The sequence below is a fragment of the Eoetvoesiella caeni genome, assembly GCF_003315175.1.
GTDB lineage: Bacteria > Pseudomonadota > Gammaproteobacteria > Burkholderiales > Burkholderiaceae_B > Eoetvoesia > Eoetvoesia caeni.
The window spans coordinates 274,048-288,686 of record NZ_QNRQ01000005.1; the positions used below are offsets into that span (position 1 = coordinate 274,048).

General features: G+C 58.8%; 12 protein-coding genes. 9 read left to right on the plus strand and 3 right to left on the minus strand.

Annotated features, from left to right (window positions below):
* Positions 1-78: 78 nt before the first annotated feature.
* The gene (locus tag DFR37_RS11950) at positions 79-798 is read right to left on the minus strand and encodes a nucleoside deaminase (RefSeq protein ID WP_113933445.1); all 720 of its coding nucleotides are present in this window, start codon (positions 796-798) and stop codon (positions 79-81) included.
* 298 nt (positions 799-1,096) lie between these two features.
* Between DFR37_RS11950 and DFR37_RS11955 the strand changes: the two genes are divergently transcribed.
* The 5 genes from DFR37_RS11955 to DFR37_RS11975 all read left to right on the plus strand — a co-directional run bounded on the left by DFR37_RS11955 (position 1,097) and on the right by DFR37_RS11975 (position 6,506).
* Positions 1,097-2,257 (plus strand): MlaE family ABC transporter permease, encoded by a 1,161-nt coding sequence (locus DFR37_RS11955; protein WP_113933446.1) that lies wholly within the window; start codon positions 1,097-1,099, stop codon positions 2,255-2,257.
* Entirely contained in the window at positions 2,251-3,060 is an 810-nt protein-coding gene (locus DFR37_RS11960) for an ABC transporter ATP-binding protein (RefSeq protein WP_113933447.1), read from the plus strand. Before DFR37_RS11955 ends, DFR37_RS11960 begins: the two co-directional genes overlap by 7 nt.
* Positions 3,060-3,998 carry an MlaD family protein gene (locus DFR37_RS11965; RefSeq protein ID WP_113933448.1) on the plus strand — a complete coding sequence of 313 codons (939 nt, stop codon included), beginning with the start codon at positions 3,060-3,062 and terminating at the stop codon, positions 3,996-3,998. Before DFR37_RS11960 ends, DFR37_RS11965 begins: the two co-directional genes overlap by 1 nt.
* Complete coding sequence (locus DFR37_RS11970) at positions 3,995-4,633, plus strand: ABC-type transport auxiliary lipoprotein family protein (protein ID WP_113933449.1); 639 nt, start codon at positions 3,995-3,997, stop codon at positions 4,631-4,633. The genes DFR37_RS11965 and DFR37_RS11970 overlap by 4 nt, the downstream gene beginning before the upstream one ends.
* Positions 4,634-4,772: 139 nt before the next feature.
* Entirely contained in the window at positions 4,773-6,506 is a 1,734-nt protein-coding gene (locus DFR37_RS11975; protein ID WP_113933450.1) for a diguanylate cyclase, read from the plus strand.
* Between the two features lie 103 nt (positions 6,507-6,609).
* Here the strand turns inward: DFR37_RS11975 and DFR37_RS11980 are convergent, their stop codons facing one another.
* Together DFR37_RS11980 and mhpA are read right to left on the minus strand one after the other, a co-directional pair.
* Positions 6,610-7,740 carry an alpha/beta hydrolase family protein gene (locus DFR37_RS11980; RefSeq protein WP_113933451.1) on the minus strand — a complete coding sequence of 377 codons (1,131 nt, stop codon included), beginning with the start codon at positions 7,738-7,740 and terminating at the stop codon, positions 6,610-6,612.
* Positions 7,741-7,808: 68 nt separating this feature from the next.
* Positions 7,809-9,395 carry a bifunctional 3-(3-hydroxy-phenyl)propionate/3-hydroxycinnamic acid hydroxylase MhpA gene (gene mhpA / locus DFR37_RS11985; protein ID WP_113933452.1) on the minus strand — a complete coding sequence of 529 codons (1,587 nt, stop codon included), beginning with the start codon at positions 9,393-9,395 and terminating at the stop codon, positions 7,809-7,811.
* A 199-nt stretch (positions 9,396-9,594) separates the two neighbouring features.
* Here mhpA and DFR37_RS11990 point away from each other — a divergent pair, with 199 nt between their 5' ends.
* The 4 genes from DFR37_RS11990 (at position 9,595) to betT (ending at position 14,639) form a co-directional block, all read left to right on the plus strand.
* On the plus strand, positions 9,595-10,278 hold the full coding sequence (locus DFR37_RS11990) for a TetR/AcrR family transcriptional regulator (protein WP_170139891.1): 684 nt from the start codon (positions 9,595-9,597) through the stop codon (positions 10,276-10,278).
* Between the two features lie 69 nt (positions 10,279-10,347).
* On the plus strand, positions 10,348-11,568 hold the full coding sequence (locus tag DFR37_RS11995) for a helix-turn-helix domain-containing protein (RefSeq protein WP_113933454.1): 1,221 nt from the start codon (positions 10,348-10,350) through the stop codon (positions 11,566-11,568).
* Between the two features lie 47 nt (positions 11,569-11,615).
* Positions 11,616-12,293 (plus strand): Vgb family protein, encoded by a 678-nt coding sequence (locus DFR37_RS12000; protein WP_113933455.1) that lies wholly within the window; start codon positions 11,616-11,618, stop codon positions 12,291-12,293.
* A gap of 60 nt (positions 12,294-12,353) precedes the next feature.
* A complete protein-coding gene (gene betT / locus DFR37_RS12005; RefSeq protein WP_113933456.1) occupies positions 12,354-14,639 on the plus strand; it encodes a choline BCCT transporter BetT in 2,286 nt (761 codons plus the stop codon).

Below are 14,639 nucleotides of genomic sequence, written 5' to 3' on the forward strand. Positions count from 1 at the left end.
CAAAAGGCTTATTGTGACTCATTCAGGTAAAAAGCGCCCTGGCGCCCCTTCACGAGAAAGGGGTTTCTCTTCCTGTTCCTAATAAGGGTGGCGGTCTTTCTTGGCCATCCAGGCATCGTAGGCTTTCAGCCCGACATCCCGTTCGAAGTTTGGGGTGACGGCGATGCGTCTTTCATCCCAGGGCTTGGCAAAATCTTCGTATTGGAAGGCATCATCAAAGCCGATCTTGCTGGTGTCTTTCAAGCTGGCCGCGAAGTAGACATGGTCGATGCGAGCCCAATAGATGGCGCTCATGCACATCGGGCAGGGGGCGCCGTTGATGTATATCTCGCAGCCTTTAAGCATGCGTGCGCGCTCGGATACGGGGTCGGGCGAGCCAGCTTCCCGGGGAATCATCTCAAGAATGGTGCCCGCGCCGTAATCGCTGCCTAGCAGCGCCTTGGGATTGAGCCGGGCCGATGCGTCCATGATGGCCGTGATTTCGGCGTGAAATACAGGGATGCCGGTCAAGAGCACACGGTTCTGGCCACGCCCGATGATTTCCCCGTCTTTGACAATAACAGCCCCAAACGGTCCGCCCCAGCCTTTTTCGACGGACTCGATCGCCAGGCGCGTGGCTTCTTCCATAAACTTGCGCTTGCCTGGGTCTGTTGTGACTTTGATTGACGATTTGGACTCCGCCGCACTTGCCAGGTCGATTGACATGATCGATGCGGCAGCCAGCGTTCCGGCTAAAGTGCGTGTCAGGAATTTGCGCCGGTCGATGTGTTGGGAACAATTGCAGTCTGCTGGAAGCATGGACTATCTCACTTGGATTATTTGTCGCAAAATACGACAAAAAAATGCTAATTGAGTTTTGTCCGCCCACAAACAGTAATTACCCTTGTACGATGACCATGCTTCGCAATTAAATTCGAACAATCCGTCGTTCAAAGATACAGCGCCAACCAGCCTAGCCCATCGTTCTCAATAACAGCGCGCTGGACTACAATACGACCCCATTACCACAATCAACGGAGACGCGGGACAAGTCCGCCATATCGCCGCCAATGAGCATCCAATTCCCAAGGGCAGCCGCCCTCTCTTCGGCGGCGCCATGACCCAGGCGGCCGACACCGCTTTCTTTTCCTGGGACACAGGTAGCCGCCCGCACACCTTGACCCTGCGCGGCGCCTGGACGCTGGATAACTATGCCGTGCTTGGGCGGCAGATCGCAGGCTTTCGCGCCGACAATGCAGGCGCCGACGCGCTATCGTCCGGCCGCATCGACAGCCAGGGCCTGACCGCGCTCGACACAGCCGGCGCCTCGCGCCTGGTCGAACTGCTCGGCCCCGAACTGACCAAGGCCGCAGTCGGTCCGCAGTCGCCATTGCCGGCAGAGCGCAAAGCGCTATTGCAAACTGTAGCCGCCGCACAAAGCCACGCAAACACACAAGACGTGCCAGCCAAATCGCCTCTGTTGCTTGAATTGCTGGAACGGATCGGAACAAACATGGAAGGGCTTTGGCGGCAAAACATCGCCCTGCTCGGTTTCATAGGCCTGACGCTTGAGGCCCTGTTGCGCAATATGGTGCGCCCCGGAAGCTGGCGCATTACCTCCATCGTGGCGCAGATCGAACAAACCGGGCTGAACGCCGTTCCCATCGTGGCGCTGTTGACCTTCATGGTGGGCGCGGTCATCGCATTTCTTGGGGCGACCGTGCTGGCCGACTTCGGCGCCACTATCTACACCGTCAACCTGGTCGCCTTTTCATTTCTGCGGGAGTTTGCCGTTTTGCTCACGGCTATCCTTATGGCCGGACGCACCGCCAGCGCCTTTACCGCGCAGTTAGGCTCCATGAAGGCCAACGAAGAGATCGATGCGATCCGCATGCTGGGCCTGAACCCTATCGACGTCCTGGTATTGCCGCGCATACTTGCCTTGCTGGTGTCGATGCCGCTGCTGACCTTTATCGGCATGATCTCCGGGATTCTCGGCGGAGCCCTGGTGTGCGCGCTGGCGCTGGGTATTTCGCCCACCATGTTTCTTACCATTTTCCAGGACAGCATCGAACTGCGGCATTTTCTGCTGGGCATGGTCAAGGCTCCGATCTTCGCCTATGTCATCGCCATCATCGGCTGTATGGAAGGATTCAAGGTCTCGGGCAGCGCGCAATCTGTCGGAGAGCACACGACTTCCGCCGTCGTGCAATCGATTTTCATCGTGATTCTGCTGGATGCACTGGCAGCGCTTTTCTTCATGGAGATGGGATGGTAGCCCCCAGCGCCCGCTCCGGCAGCGATGCGATTATCCAGGTGCGCAACCTGACCAATCAGTTCGGCGCCCATGTCGTGCACAAGAACCTGAACCTGGACGTCTACCGTGGCGAAATCCTGGGCGTGGTGGGCGGCTCGGGTACCGGCAAGTCCGTACTGCTGCGCTCCATCGTGGGCTTGCAAAAGCCCGCCCAAGGCACTGTCCATATCTTCGGCCAGGACGCACTGGCGGCTTCGCCCGACCAGCGTTCCGCAATGGAGCGCCGCTTTGGCGTGCTGTTCCAAAGCGGGGCGTTGTTTTCGTCGTTGACCGTCACCGAAAATATCGCCATGCCTCTTATGGAGCATGCCGGCATGAGCCGTCCGGAAGCGGAACACCTGGCTGGCTTGAAGATTGCCCTGGCCGGCCTGCGCGCCGAGGCGGGCCAGCAGTATCCAGCCTCGTTGTCCGGCGGCATGGTCAAGCGCGCCGCCCTGGCCCGCGCTCTGGCGCTGGACCCCGAAATACTCTTCCTGGACGAACCGACCGCCGGCCTCGATCCCATCGGCGCAGGGGCGTTCGACCAACTGATACTGACCTTGCGCGACGCGCTGGGCCTGACCGTATTCCTCGTCACCCACGACCTCGATACCCTTTACACTATTTGCGACCGCGTAGCCGTGCTCTCGGATAAAAAAGTTTTAGTGGCCGACACCCTGCAGGTTGTCGAAGCCGCCGACGATGCATGGGTGCACGACTACTTTCACGGGCCGCGCGGACGCGCCGCCCAAAAAGCCGCCAAACCGGCCCAGGAGTCCAAATAATGGAGCCACGCGCTCATCATGTCTTGATCGGCCTATTCACCGTCGCCATCGTATGCGCCGCCTTGTTGTTCGCACTATGGCTGGGCAAGTCGTACAAAGACGTTGAATTGCGCTACTACACGGTGATCTTCAACGAAACCGTGCGGGGCCTGTCACGCGGCAGCGCAGTACAGTACAGCGGCATAAAGGTGGGCGACATCACCGACCTTTCCCTGGATCCGCAAGATCCCCGCAAAGTACGTGCCCATATCCGTGTCGAAGGCAATATTCCCATTACGCAAGACACCAAGGCCAAGCTGGCCTTGACGGGCATTACGGGCACGTCCGTCATCGAGCTAAGCGGCGGCACGCCCGGCAGCCCGCCGCTGGTGGGCCAGAACGGCAAAGAGCCTGTCATCGTGGCTACGCCTTCGTCGCTGGCCCAGTTGCTTGCCAACGGCGACAACCTGATGGCCAACCTATCCGAACTGATCATCAACGCAAAGGCTTTCCTGTCGGCCGAAAACGCACAGCGCCTTGGCAAAACACTGGAATCGCTGCAAGAGGTCGCCAACGCCATGGCCGGCGAAAAAGACAACGTCGACGCCATGCTCAAGACACTGGCTACGGCCAGCCAGCAAGCCACGACGGCGCTGCGGCAGGCAACCGAGTTAATGCGCAACACCGACAATCTGGTCAAGAACCAGGGGGCCCGCACCCTGGACAGCGCCCAGCAAGCCATGGCCTCGCTGGAAGAAGCCAGCTCGAATATCAATGAAATACTGCGCAAGAACAAAAGTGCCATCAACGGGGGCATGCAGGGCCTGAACGAAATCGGACCCACCCTGCAAGAGTTGCGCAACACGCTGGCGTCCATGCGCAATGTCACCCGCCGCCTGGAAGAAAACCCCACAAACTACTTGCTGGGACGAGAAAAAATGCAGGAGTTCCAACCATGACCACCTTGCTATCGCCACACATAAGAAAAATCCACCGCCTGGGCCTGGCGGCAGCCGCATTGCTGCTGTCAGCCTGCTCTATATTGCCGCAGTCCGAAACCCTTACCGTCTATCAGCTTCCTGCTGCGCAACTCGCGCAGCAAACACCGGCCAAGAAGGAAAACGGTGCGCCTTTGTCGCTGCGCATAGCAACGCCATACAGCAGTCAGATGGTCGACAGCGCACGCATACTGGTGGTACCGCAAGGCAGCCAGATCAGTGCATACAGCGGTGTACGCTGGAGCGACCCTGCACCCGTCCTGTTACGCAACCGCCTGGCCAGCGCGTTTCGCGCCGATGGGCGCTTCGCCTCCATCAGCCTGGGCAATAGTGCAGGCCCGGACGCCGACTTCGAGCTGGCCGGCGACCTGACGGCATTTCAAACCGTCTACGAAAACGGCGCGCCCGCGGTTCATGTCCACTACGACGCTTCCCTGGTGCAATCGTCAAGCAATCGCAGCATCGCCACACGTAGTTTCGACATCGTTGAGCCTGTGCAGGGCAAGGAAGCGCCCGAGGTCGTCAAGGCTTTCGGCCGCGCAGCCGACCGATTGTCCGCGGAACTGATCGACTGGACGCTGCTGCACGGCAAATAACAAGGCGCCCCGCCGACAGCCAAGACATTCAAGCTGAACAGGTACAATCACGCGCAGGCGCCCGGTACCCCTGCGCCGCAACTTCCTGAAACCAATACGGTGCACGCCGATCTAGCGGCCTGACGCCCGGGATAAACTTTTGGCCAACAACGGTTTCTTCAAGCGCCTTATCGCCTTCCTTGTTCTGATCACGGGGGTTCTGCTGGTTCCAGCGGCCGCGGCGCAAGATCTCATCGTTTCGCGCGCCATGCTGGAAGACAAGGATGGCACGCTGACGATTAGGCAGGTTTCAAGCCGCGAGTTCAGCCCTATGGAGTCAACGCTCTCCGAGGGCTACTCGAACTCCGTATATTGGCTGCGCCTGCAGGTACGCGCCCCTTCTACAGGCAACGCGGTCGTACTGCACATCGGCCCAACCTTGCTTGACGAGGTTCGCCTTTACGAGTCGGCCACAGGCAGCCCCAAGGAATGGCTTACGCGCGTCACCGGCGACCGTTATGCTTATGAAGATCGCGATCGCAACGATATTGCCTTGGGCTTTGTCGTTAACGTGACAAGCCCCGAGAAAACCCTTTATCTGCGCATCAAGACGACAAGCGCCTACCAGGTCACCGTAGAAGGCCTGGAGCCGCAGCAAGCAAGCCAAAAGGCCGGGCAATCCACTCTAATCCGGAATATTTTTATCGGGCTTATGCTGTGGGCTCTGGTATGGGCGATAGACCACTACATAGTCGGTCGCGAGGCGGCCGTGGGCCTCTTCGCCGTTTATCAAGGCATATACATTCTCTACGGCCTAAGCGTCACCGGAAATTTAGCGCCTTTTGTCCCGTACGATTTCCCCCAATTGGCCGACTGGCTAAGCAATATTCTGGCCTGTACGGCGCCTTTTATGTTTCTGCTGTTCAGCCGGGCGCTGCTGAAGCTGTACTCCCCGCCGGGACTGCGGGGACTCACTGTATTTTTCCTGGCCTTTCCGGTTCAAATGGCCGCAATGGCGCTGGGCTATACGATGATGGCCCTGGGCATCGGCGCCGCCATCACTTTGGCAGGTGCCTGGTACTGCGTGGCGCTGGCCTTTACCGCCAGGCGCGAACAAGTTCCCAGCCGAAGACTCCTGCAGGCAATGTATGTCATGCTTGCTGTTGTCGCCACGCTGTTCGTTCTGACCGACTTCGGTTGGACAACGCTTATTGGCACGACATCAAAAAGTGCGTGGGCGATGCTCTTCGGCGGAATAATAAACAGCAGTCTGATTTGCACCATGCTGTACATGCGGCTGCGCCAATTGCGCCGGGACGCGCAACAGTCGACTCTGTCCCTGGCGCTATCGCAACAGGCACTCGAAATCGAACGCGCGCATAAAAAGCAGGCAGAAACCCACGCCCGTACCGACTATCTGACAGGCCTGTTCAACCGCCGCCATTTTGTCGAACGGGTCGAAAGCGAACTTGCCCGCGCCATCCAGCGCCATGAGCCGCTGTCGCTGCTGATGATAGACATTGATCACTTCAAGGCGGTCAATGACACATGGGGCCACAGCGCCGGCGATGCCGTACTCCAGCACGTCGCGCATTTGATCCGCGACACCCTGCGCGAACACGATATTTTGGGCCGCATCGGCGGAGAAGAGTTCGCCGCCGCACTGGTCTGCGCCGATAAAGAGCACGCCCTGGCAGTGGCGCAGCGCATCCGCAGCACGGTGGAGAACGCCGTCATAAGCCTGCCCAAAGGCCAGCCAATACAAGTTACCCTTTCCCTGGGGCTCACACAGCTACAAGGCCAGGACGCCACCCTGGACGACTTGTTGCACAAAGCCGACGAAGCCTTGTACCGGGCCAAGCAGTCCGGCCGCAATATCATCATGACCACGTGATGACATTGCGCCGTAGCCGTCCAAAGATTTAACTCTGGTGCATCGCGTCCTCCGAATGCGGAGCCAGGAGAGGCTGGCGCATGACGCACCGAGCGCCCGCGCATTACCTCCGCAATCTGGATTCAAACCAATCAGCGAGCTCGGTATATTTTTCATGCGTATGGTTGTAGATGCAGTGATCCCCATCGCGCCAGACAATAAGAGACTTGTCGCTGGACATTGCCCCATCATAAATACGGCGTGCATTTTCAAGAAGAAAGACCTGATCGGGCTCGCCATGCAGTTGCAACAATGGACAGCTTAGCCCTTGAATGGAAGGACCGATATCGAACTCCCTCATTCTAGTTTCAGCCTCGACAGAATCCGAAACGCCCAGGATTGCCTTCACTTTCTCGATAAAACGCGGGTAGCGATCAAGAATCTCAGCGGGGCGAACTGTGCCACCATTGACGCAGCAGGCGATAATTCGTGAGTCTTGGATTGCACATGCAGCTGCAAGAAACCCTCCCATACTGTTCCCCCAGATTCCGATTGCGGTGAAAGGAATCTGACTTGCTATTTGATCGAGCGCCACCGACACGGCCTCGGTGAAATCGTGACCCAGGTATAAACGATGAAACAGACGCGACTCGCCCTGGCCGATACCATCAAGGAGCAGTGTTGCAACACCTCGTTCAGCGAGATATTGCGCACCCAGGAAATACTCTTCACGCCAGCCGTCAAAACCGCCAAGACAGACCACCAACGGCATCGGCCCCAAGCGGGAAGGCCGTACCAACCAGCCGCACAGCTGGCCTTCACGATAGGCAAAATCCATCTTGCGAATATCAAGGCATTCTAGACGCGCCGCCTCCGAAAATGACGATACCATCCGCGCGTAGACGCCGCGCTTTTCTTCTGTGTCTGACGTTATCGCAGAATGCCCAAATCGAAAACACGCAGAGGCATAATGGAAACTAGCGCGAGCCGTTTCCGTGTTTCCCTCGCCCAGAGCGATTCGCGCCTGCGTCAAATTGCGCTCCGCGAGCGCAATGGCCGCGTCGACCCACCGAGTCGCTCGATCGCCTATCGAGTGCAGCGCCATAGCGTCCGCATACTCCATTCCGCCGCCCAGCAGTCGTTGCATCGGCATGGCTCGCGCGTGGCTTTCATTATCCTTCCGAAGCGCCTCATCCGCCTTCTTGGCGCCCAGCAGAACTTCGCCAAGTAGCGGCTCCACTATTCTTTCCGTCATGCTGAATTTCCCCCCAAAAGCTTATTAGGCTCAACCACAGAGCGTGAGCCCCAACTGGCGCAGCGCCCTTAATCGTTGCGCTTCGAGAATCCATCCCTAAGGCGAAGAATTAGCGCATCAATATCAGCCTTGTCTTGCACACCACCAAATACATAGAAATCAGGACGCACCAAAATTGCACTGACATTGTTAGCGGAAAAATAACGGAAATACGTGCCATCGATGTCAACTACGGCATCCGCGACGTTTGGTTCGTCCACCACCGGAATCGGGCGAATCACCCGTGTCTCAAGCAATTGGAGCAATTCTCGGGAGCCATCGGAAAGTAATTCATCAACATCAAAGTTACTGATCAATTGCCAGCCGAGCCCCAGCACGTCATCACACCGCCCCTCTTTGCCCAAATGCCGAACTTGGCCTTGCGGTCCGAGTTCTCCAGTAACGGAATGGGCTTCAGCACTATGATCTATCAGTCCATCACGCAAAATTGGAAAAGGCGGCGGCGGGGGCACTGCTCCGTCCCTGAAAGCCTGGTCGCGAGCCTCGGCTGCTTCCGGATCCACCATGCATGAAATTTTCCCCACCTGTACTGCCAGATCGATGATTTCTTTGACGTGCGGCGAACGTTCTTGCTGGTACGTTTCCAACAGCGCAGCATCGGCCTTATCCTTCAGCACCAAATCGAGCTTCCATGCTAAGTTTTTTGCATCCCTGACTCCCGAGCACATACCTTGACCAAGGAATGGTGGCATCAAATGGGCGGCATCCCCCACAAGAAACACTCTATCCTTAGACCACTGCGAAGCCAGCCCCGACTTGAACGTATAAATAATTTGCCGGATGAGATCGGCATCGTCCGGCGCCATCCAGGGCCGGATCGTCTCCCAGGCGTGCTCAGGACGCAATAACGTTTCGCGGTCCTCACCTGGCATAACCATATATTCGAAACGACGATGCGATTTGCCTAATTGGAATAAACACAATGGCCGCTTGGGGTCGCATATCTGGCCATTATCAAACTCATAATGAACCGGCCCTTTTTGTTTGAGATCCAGAACCACCCAGCTTTCGTTGAATCCAAGGTCGGTCCACGGCAGGTTCAAATGTTGGCGCACGAAGCTGTTGGCGCCGTCGGCACCCACCAAGTATCTACCTTTGACCGTCTTGGTTTCGCCCGTGGCCTGTTGACGCCCCTGCGCATCAACCATGTATTGACGCAGCTCCAGCGAAACATGGTCGGCATGCGTAGTGATTTCCACCGCTTCCCAACCATGATTGACGCTAACGGTCGGATATTGTTGGACAGCATGATGCAGGGCGTTTTCCAGATAGGGTTGGAACATCAAGTAGTCGGACATCCAGCCAGACACACCAACCTGATCCCAATCGAAGGTAATGAGAGTTTCACCCTTTCCGTTTCGCCATTGATATTTCGTCGCCGGAAACACATCTTCCTCAATCTGCTCCGCGCAGCCAACAGACTGAAAGATACGCATTATTTCGTGATCGAAGTGGCCGGCCCGCGGCAAAGCATAAAGAGAACTGTGCCGCTCGAAAACGGCGACATTATGTCCGCGCTGGCCCAACATCGCCGCAAGCGCCTGACCCACCGGCCCATAACCGATCTGTACTACATCAAAAATCTCGTCGGACATTCCATGCTCCCCGCCGGGTATCTGAAATACCCTGACATTGCTTTATTTATTAAATGTTTATCGTGAAAAATGAATATTAATTCATATTTGAATATTAATTCATTAATGAAAAATTATTCAACATAGGGATAACCCGTGCTGACTCGGCCTGAACTGAACGGCTGCGGTAGACTTTATGTCTCAACACAACGGATCTTCAATGAACAAGCAGTCGAACGCGTCAATCCCTCAATCATCCAAGACCGCAGCTGTAAGTCGAGTAAGGCAACGAACACGCTTGCGTCTCATTGCCGCAGCCGAGTCCGTTATGGCGCGGCACGGTGTAGAAGGCGCCACCATCCAAGCGATTACAGAAGAAGCTGAACTGGGCATAGGTACCTTTTATAACCACTTCGAATCAAAGGAAGAATTGGCCAAAGCCGTGTTTGCGCTGCGGGCTGAAGGGCTTGGAAAGGTTCTGGACTTCATCAGCGGAAAATACAAAGACCCCGCAAAAGCAATCGGATACATTCAACGCACCTATGTCGAGCGATCGCTTGCCGACCCAATCTGGGGATGGTTTTTAATACGCGCCGAATTCGCACTTCGGCAATACGACGAAACTTTTCGAGATCGCGCAAGGACTGATATCCTGCGGGGAATTCAAGCAAAGCGCTTCACTTGCTCCAATTGCATCGAAACAGCGATTACCGTGACGCTCAGTTCGTTGTTTGCCGTAACCAAGCAGATACTGGAAGGCCGAGCCGACAAAGCCGCCGCAATGGAATTGAATGAACTCCTATTGCGAATGTACGGTCTCTCGGCCGAGGAAGCTGCCAAGCTTGCGCGATCGCCACTACCGGACTTCGATGCAATGCTGAAAGAAGCCGGTCCCCGGCCATGACGGTTCTATAGGGAAGAAGATGCGCGCGCCTGCCATGCGGCATCACAGCGACGGGTGTATTCTTTCGCCATGGACTCCCTGATCGCGGCTTCTGCACGCGCGCTCGCCGCTGGCGATGCGCTTGGCGCCCTGAAGCGGGTCGCTCTGCGCGACGACCCTCCGGCGCTGGCATTGCGCGGTATTGCCATGGCTCAGTTGGGCGACTACTCGCTCGCCCGCGAGCTGCTTCGCCACGCTGGCCGCGGCTTCGGCAGCCACGAAGAATTGGCGCGCGCCCGTTGCATCGTCGCCGAGGCCGAGGTGGCGCTGGCCATGCGCGATTTCGGCGGTTCGCCGCGCTTGCTGACGGCAGCCGTGGCCGCACTGGAGGCCCATGCCGACCATGCCAATGCGCTGCAAGCAAGACTTATCGCGGCGCGCAGGCTTTTATTGCTTGGCCGTATCGACAACGCAAAGGCTGCACTGGCGCAACTGGATGCGGACGGCCTTCCGCCATCGTTCAGCGCAGTGGCGCAGCTTACCGCGGCGGAACTGGCGCTGCGCTCGCTGCATGTCGATTCGGCGCGGGCATCGCTTGCCCGTGCGCTTGAAGCCGCCAAGCGTGCAGGCGTCCCGGCGCTGTTGGCCGAAGTGGAGCAGGCACAGGCCGCATTCGATCAACCAGCGGCCCGCCTCTTGCTTTCCGGCGGCGAACGAAAACTGCGTCTTGACGAAGTCGCGGCGCTCCTGGCGTCCGGCACATTGGTGGTCGACGCCTGCCGCCGCAGAGTGGGCGCCGGTGCCGTGTGGCGCCCGCTGGTGCGGCGGCCAGTATTGTTCGCGCTGGCGTGTGCTCTTGCGCAGGGCTGGCCCGGCGATGTCAACCGGGAATCCTTGATTGTCGACGCATTTCGCACTCGCCATCCCGATGAATCTCACAGAGCGCGCCTGCGGGTCGAGATCGGCCGGCTGCGCCGGCTGATAGCTCCGCTGGCCGGCATCGAAGCCACCGCGCAGGGCTTTGCTCTTAAACCTTTTGGCGATCTTCCCGTGGCCCTATTGGCTCCGCCCATCGACGGTGAGCAGGCGTCGCTCGTAGCGTTGCTGTGCGACGGCGCCCCCTGGTCGACATCGGCGCTGGCCCTGGCCTTGGGTGCCAGCCAACGCACCGTCCAACGGGCACTCGCCGAGCTTGAGGCCGCTGGACGGGTACGCTCGATCGGACGGGCGCGGGCACGCCGCTGGCTATCGCCGCCGCTGACGGGATTCACGACAATCTTGTTACTCCCGACCGCGCTTTCAATGGAATAAAGTGGTCTGACGGCGCCAATCCAGGGCGCAAAAAAATGGAGCCAATGATGACCCAGCAAACCAATGCCAATACCGTTCCTACCACGACCAACGCGGCCGAGATCCTGCATGAATACGGCCCTTTCCCCCGCGCCGGCCAGATCCACGGCGTCACTTGCGACGGCCGCCATGTCTGGGCCGCCACCGGCACGCAGTTGATCGCCTTCGACCCCAAGAACGGTGAAACCACCGGCACGCTCGAGCGCGCCTGCGATGCCGGCACCGCCTTCGACGGCACCTATCTTTATCAAATCGCCGAGGAACGCATCGATAAAATCGACCCCGCCACCAACAAGGTCCTTGCGTCCATCCCAGCGCCCGGCCATGGCTATGATTCAGGCCTGGCCTGGGCCGAAGGCAGCCTTTGGGTAGGCCAGTACCGAGGCCGAAAAATCCACCAGATCGACCCAGGAACCGGCGCCATTATCCGCACTATCGAATCCAACCGCTATGTCACCGGCGTCACCTGGGTCGACGGCGAGCTCTGGCATGGAACATGGGAGGCAGACCAAAGCGATATCCGCCGCGTCGACCCCGAAAACGGCACGGTGCTGGAACGCCTGGAAATGCCGCCCGGCACCGCCGTCAGCGGCCTTGAGTCCGACGGAGCAGATATTTTCTACTGCGGAGGCGGAGCTAGCGGAAAGGTACGCGCCGTGCGGCGGCCCAAACCGGCCGGGTCATAAAGGCCCAACGGCGGCTGAATCGGCCATAATGCGTTTATTCATAAAGGAGGGAGTAAACACATGCCGACCCAGCCGTCCGACGATGAACTTTCCCAAGCCGCCGCTCCAGGCCTTCAAGCCCAGGACGCTCAACCGGCAAAGCCCTATCCGCAGTTGGAGCGCAGCCGGTTCGGCGGCACAGAACGCCGCCCAGAACGGACGCTCGACGACGACGCCCCGGTGTCGCGCAGCGACCTGCAAAAAGGCCCCCAGGAACTGATCGAACACCCGACGGTCAGCATCAATTGGGGCGTTCTCTTGATCTCGTCAGTGGTAATCGTCGCCTTCTCGATCTGGGCCATACTCACGCCCGGCGATGCGCGCACAACAATGAAAGCGACCGTTGACTGGATCGCGACGAACCTGGGCTGGTACTACGTACTGACGATGACTCTTGTGATCGGGTTCGTGCTTTGGGTGGCATTTTCCAAGGAAGGCGACGTACGGCTCGGCCCCGATCACTCGCGTCCGCAGTACAAGCTGGCAACCTGGGTTGCCATGCTGTTCGCCGCGGGCGTCGGGATCGACATGCTGTTTTTTTCGGTCACCGGGCCCGTGGTGCAATATCTGCATCCTCCAGCCGGCGCAGGCGGCACGGCCGCCGCGATGCAGGATGCGGTTGTCTGGACCATGTTCCACTACGGCGTCGCCGGCTGGTCGGTCTACGCGCTGCTTGGCATGGCGATGGGATATTTCGCCTACCGCTGGGGCATGCCCCTCTCGATCCGAGCGGCTCTCTATCCGCTGCTGGGCAAGCGCGTACGCGGCCCCTTGGGCGACGGCATCAACATCATCGCACTGGTTGGCACCGTATTCGGCGTCGCCACCTCCATGGGCATCGGCGTCGTGCTGCTGAATGTCGGCTTCTCGCTGATCTTCGGCCTCGAACAAGGCCTTGCCCTGCAAATCGCGCTGGTCATCGGTGCGGTGGTCCTGACCATCGCAGCCACCACCTCGGGCGTCGACCGCGGCATCCGCTGGATATCCGAGCTGAATCTCTGGAGCGCCGTGGCAATGATGGTCTACATCCTCGTCACCGGACAAACAGCCTTCCTATTGAACGCCCTGGTCGAAAACATCGGTCAATTCATTGTCACGTTTCCGGCCCGCACGCTGCAGACCTTCGCCTACGAACCCGGCAGCTCCGAGTGGATGGGCAGCTGGACGCTGTTCTTCTGGGCTTTCTGGCTGGCATGGGGGCCTTTCGTAGGCGTGTTCCTGGCTCGCATTTCACGCGGGCGCACCCTTCGCGAATTCGTGATCGCAGCTATTACCGTGCCGGTGCTGTGCGACTTCATCATCGTCTCGCTGTTCGGCAACTCCGCCCTGTTCCAGGTTCTGCAAGGCAACACGGCCTTCGCCGAGCTTGCGGTGCAAAGCCCCGAGCAAGGATGGTATGCGCTGCTGCAGTTGTTTCCCGGCGCCATGTTCCTTATCGGCCTGGCAACGCTTTCAGGATTGCTGTTCTACCTGACTAGCGCAAACTCGGGCGCCATGGTGATGTCGAACTTCTCGGCCTCCATCCCCGACCCATCGCACGACGGTCCAAAATGGCTGCGCATCTTCTGGGCCGTGCTCACCGCTGTGCTGACCGTGGCCATGCTGCTTGCGGGGGGTGTTGTAGCGATGGAGTACGCGACGCTTATCTTCGCATTGCCGGTGACGATCATTGCCTACCTGGTAATGGCCTCCTTCTACAAAGTGCTTAGGATGGAACGGGCCGAACGCGAAGGCCGAGTGCTGCGCAAGCCTTCCATGGCGCCGATTGGCGGCCACATGCCCGAACGATCATGGAAGCAGCGGCTTGAGCAGTTGCGCGCGTTCCCGTCGCTGCGACAGGCCACCCAGTTCCTGGGCCGCACCGTGCTGCCGGCGCTCGACGACGTTGCCGCCGAATTCCGGAACCAGGGCTACGAGGTCGAGCGTAGCGCCACGGTCAACGCTGGCGGCATCGAAGAACCGCTGCTGCGGGTCTCGATGGATACGTTCCGCGCCTTTCTCTATCACGTCGCCGTCGTTGAAGCGCCAGTGCCGATGTTCAGCGGCCGGATGACGCGCGAGACCGACGTCTATTACCGGCTCGAGGTATTCACGCAAACCGGCTCGGGCGGCTATGACCTGATGGGCCTGACGAAGCAGCAGGTGATTGACGACGTGCTCGAGCGATACGAGGCGCACCTGGCATTCCTGACGTTCTCTTCAAAAACCGATACCGCATCGGTACTGACGCCGCCGATGCCGCGAGAAGGCCTGCAACCCGCGGCGCCGGCGGGTACGGATGCGGGACAAGGTCGCAACACCGAATAG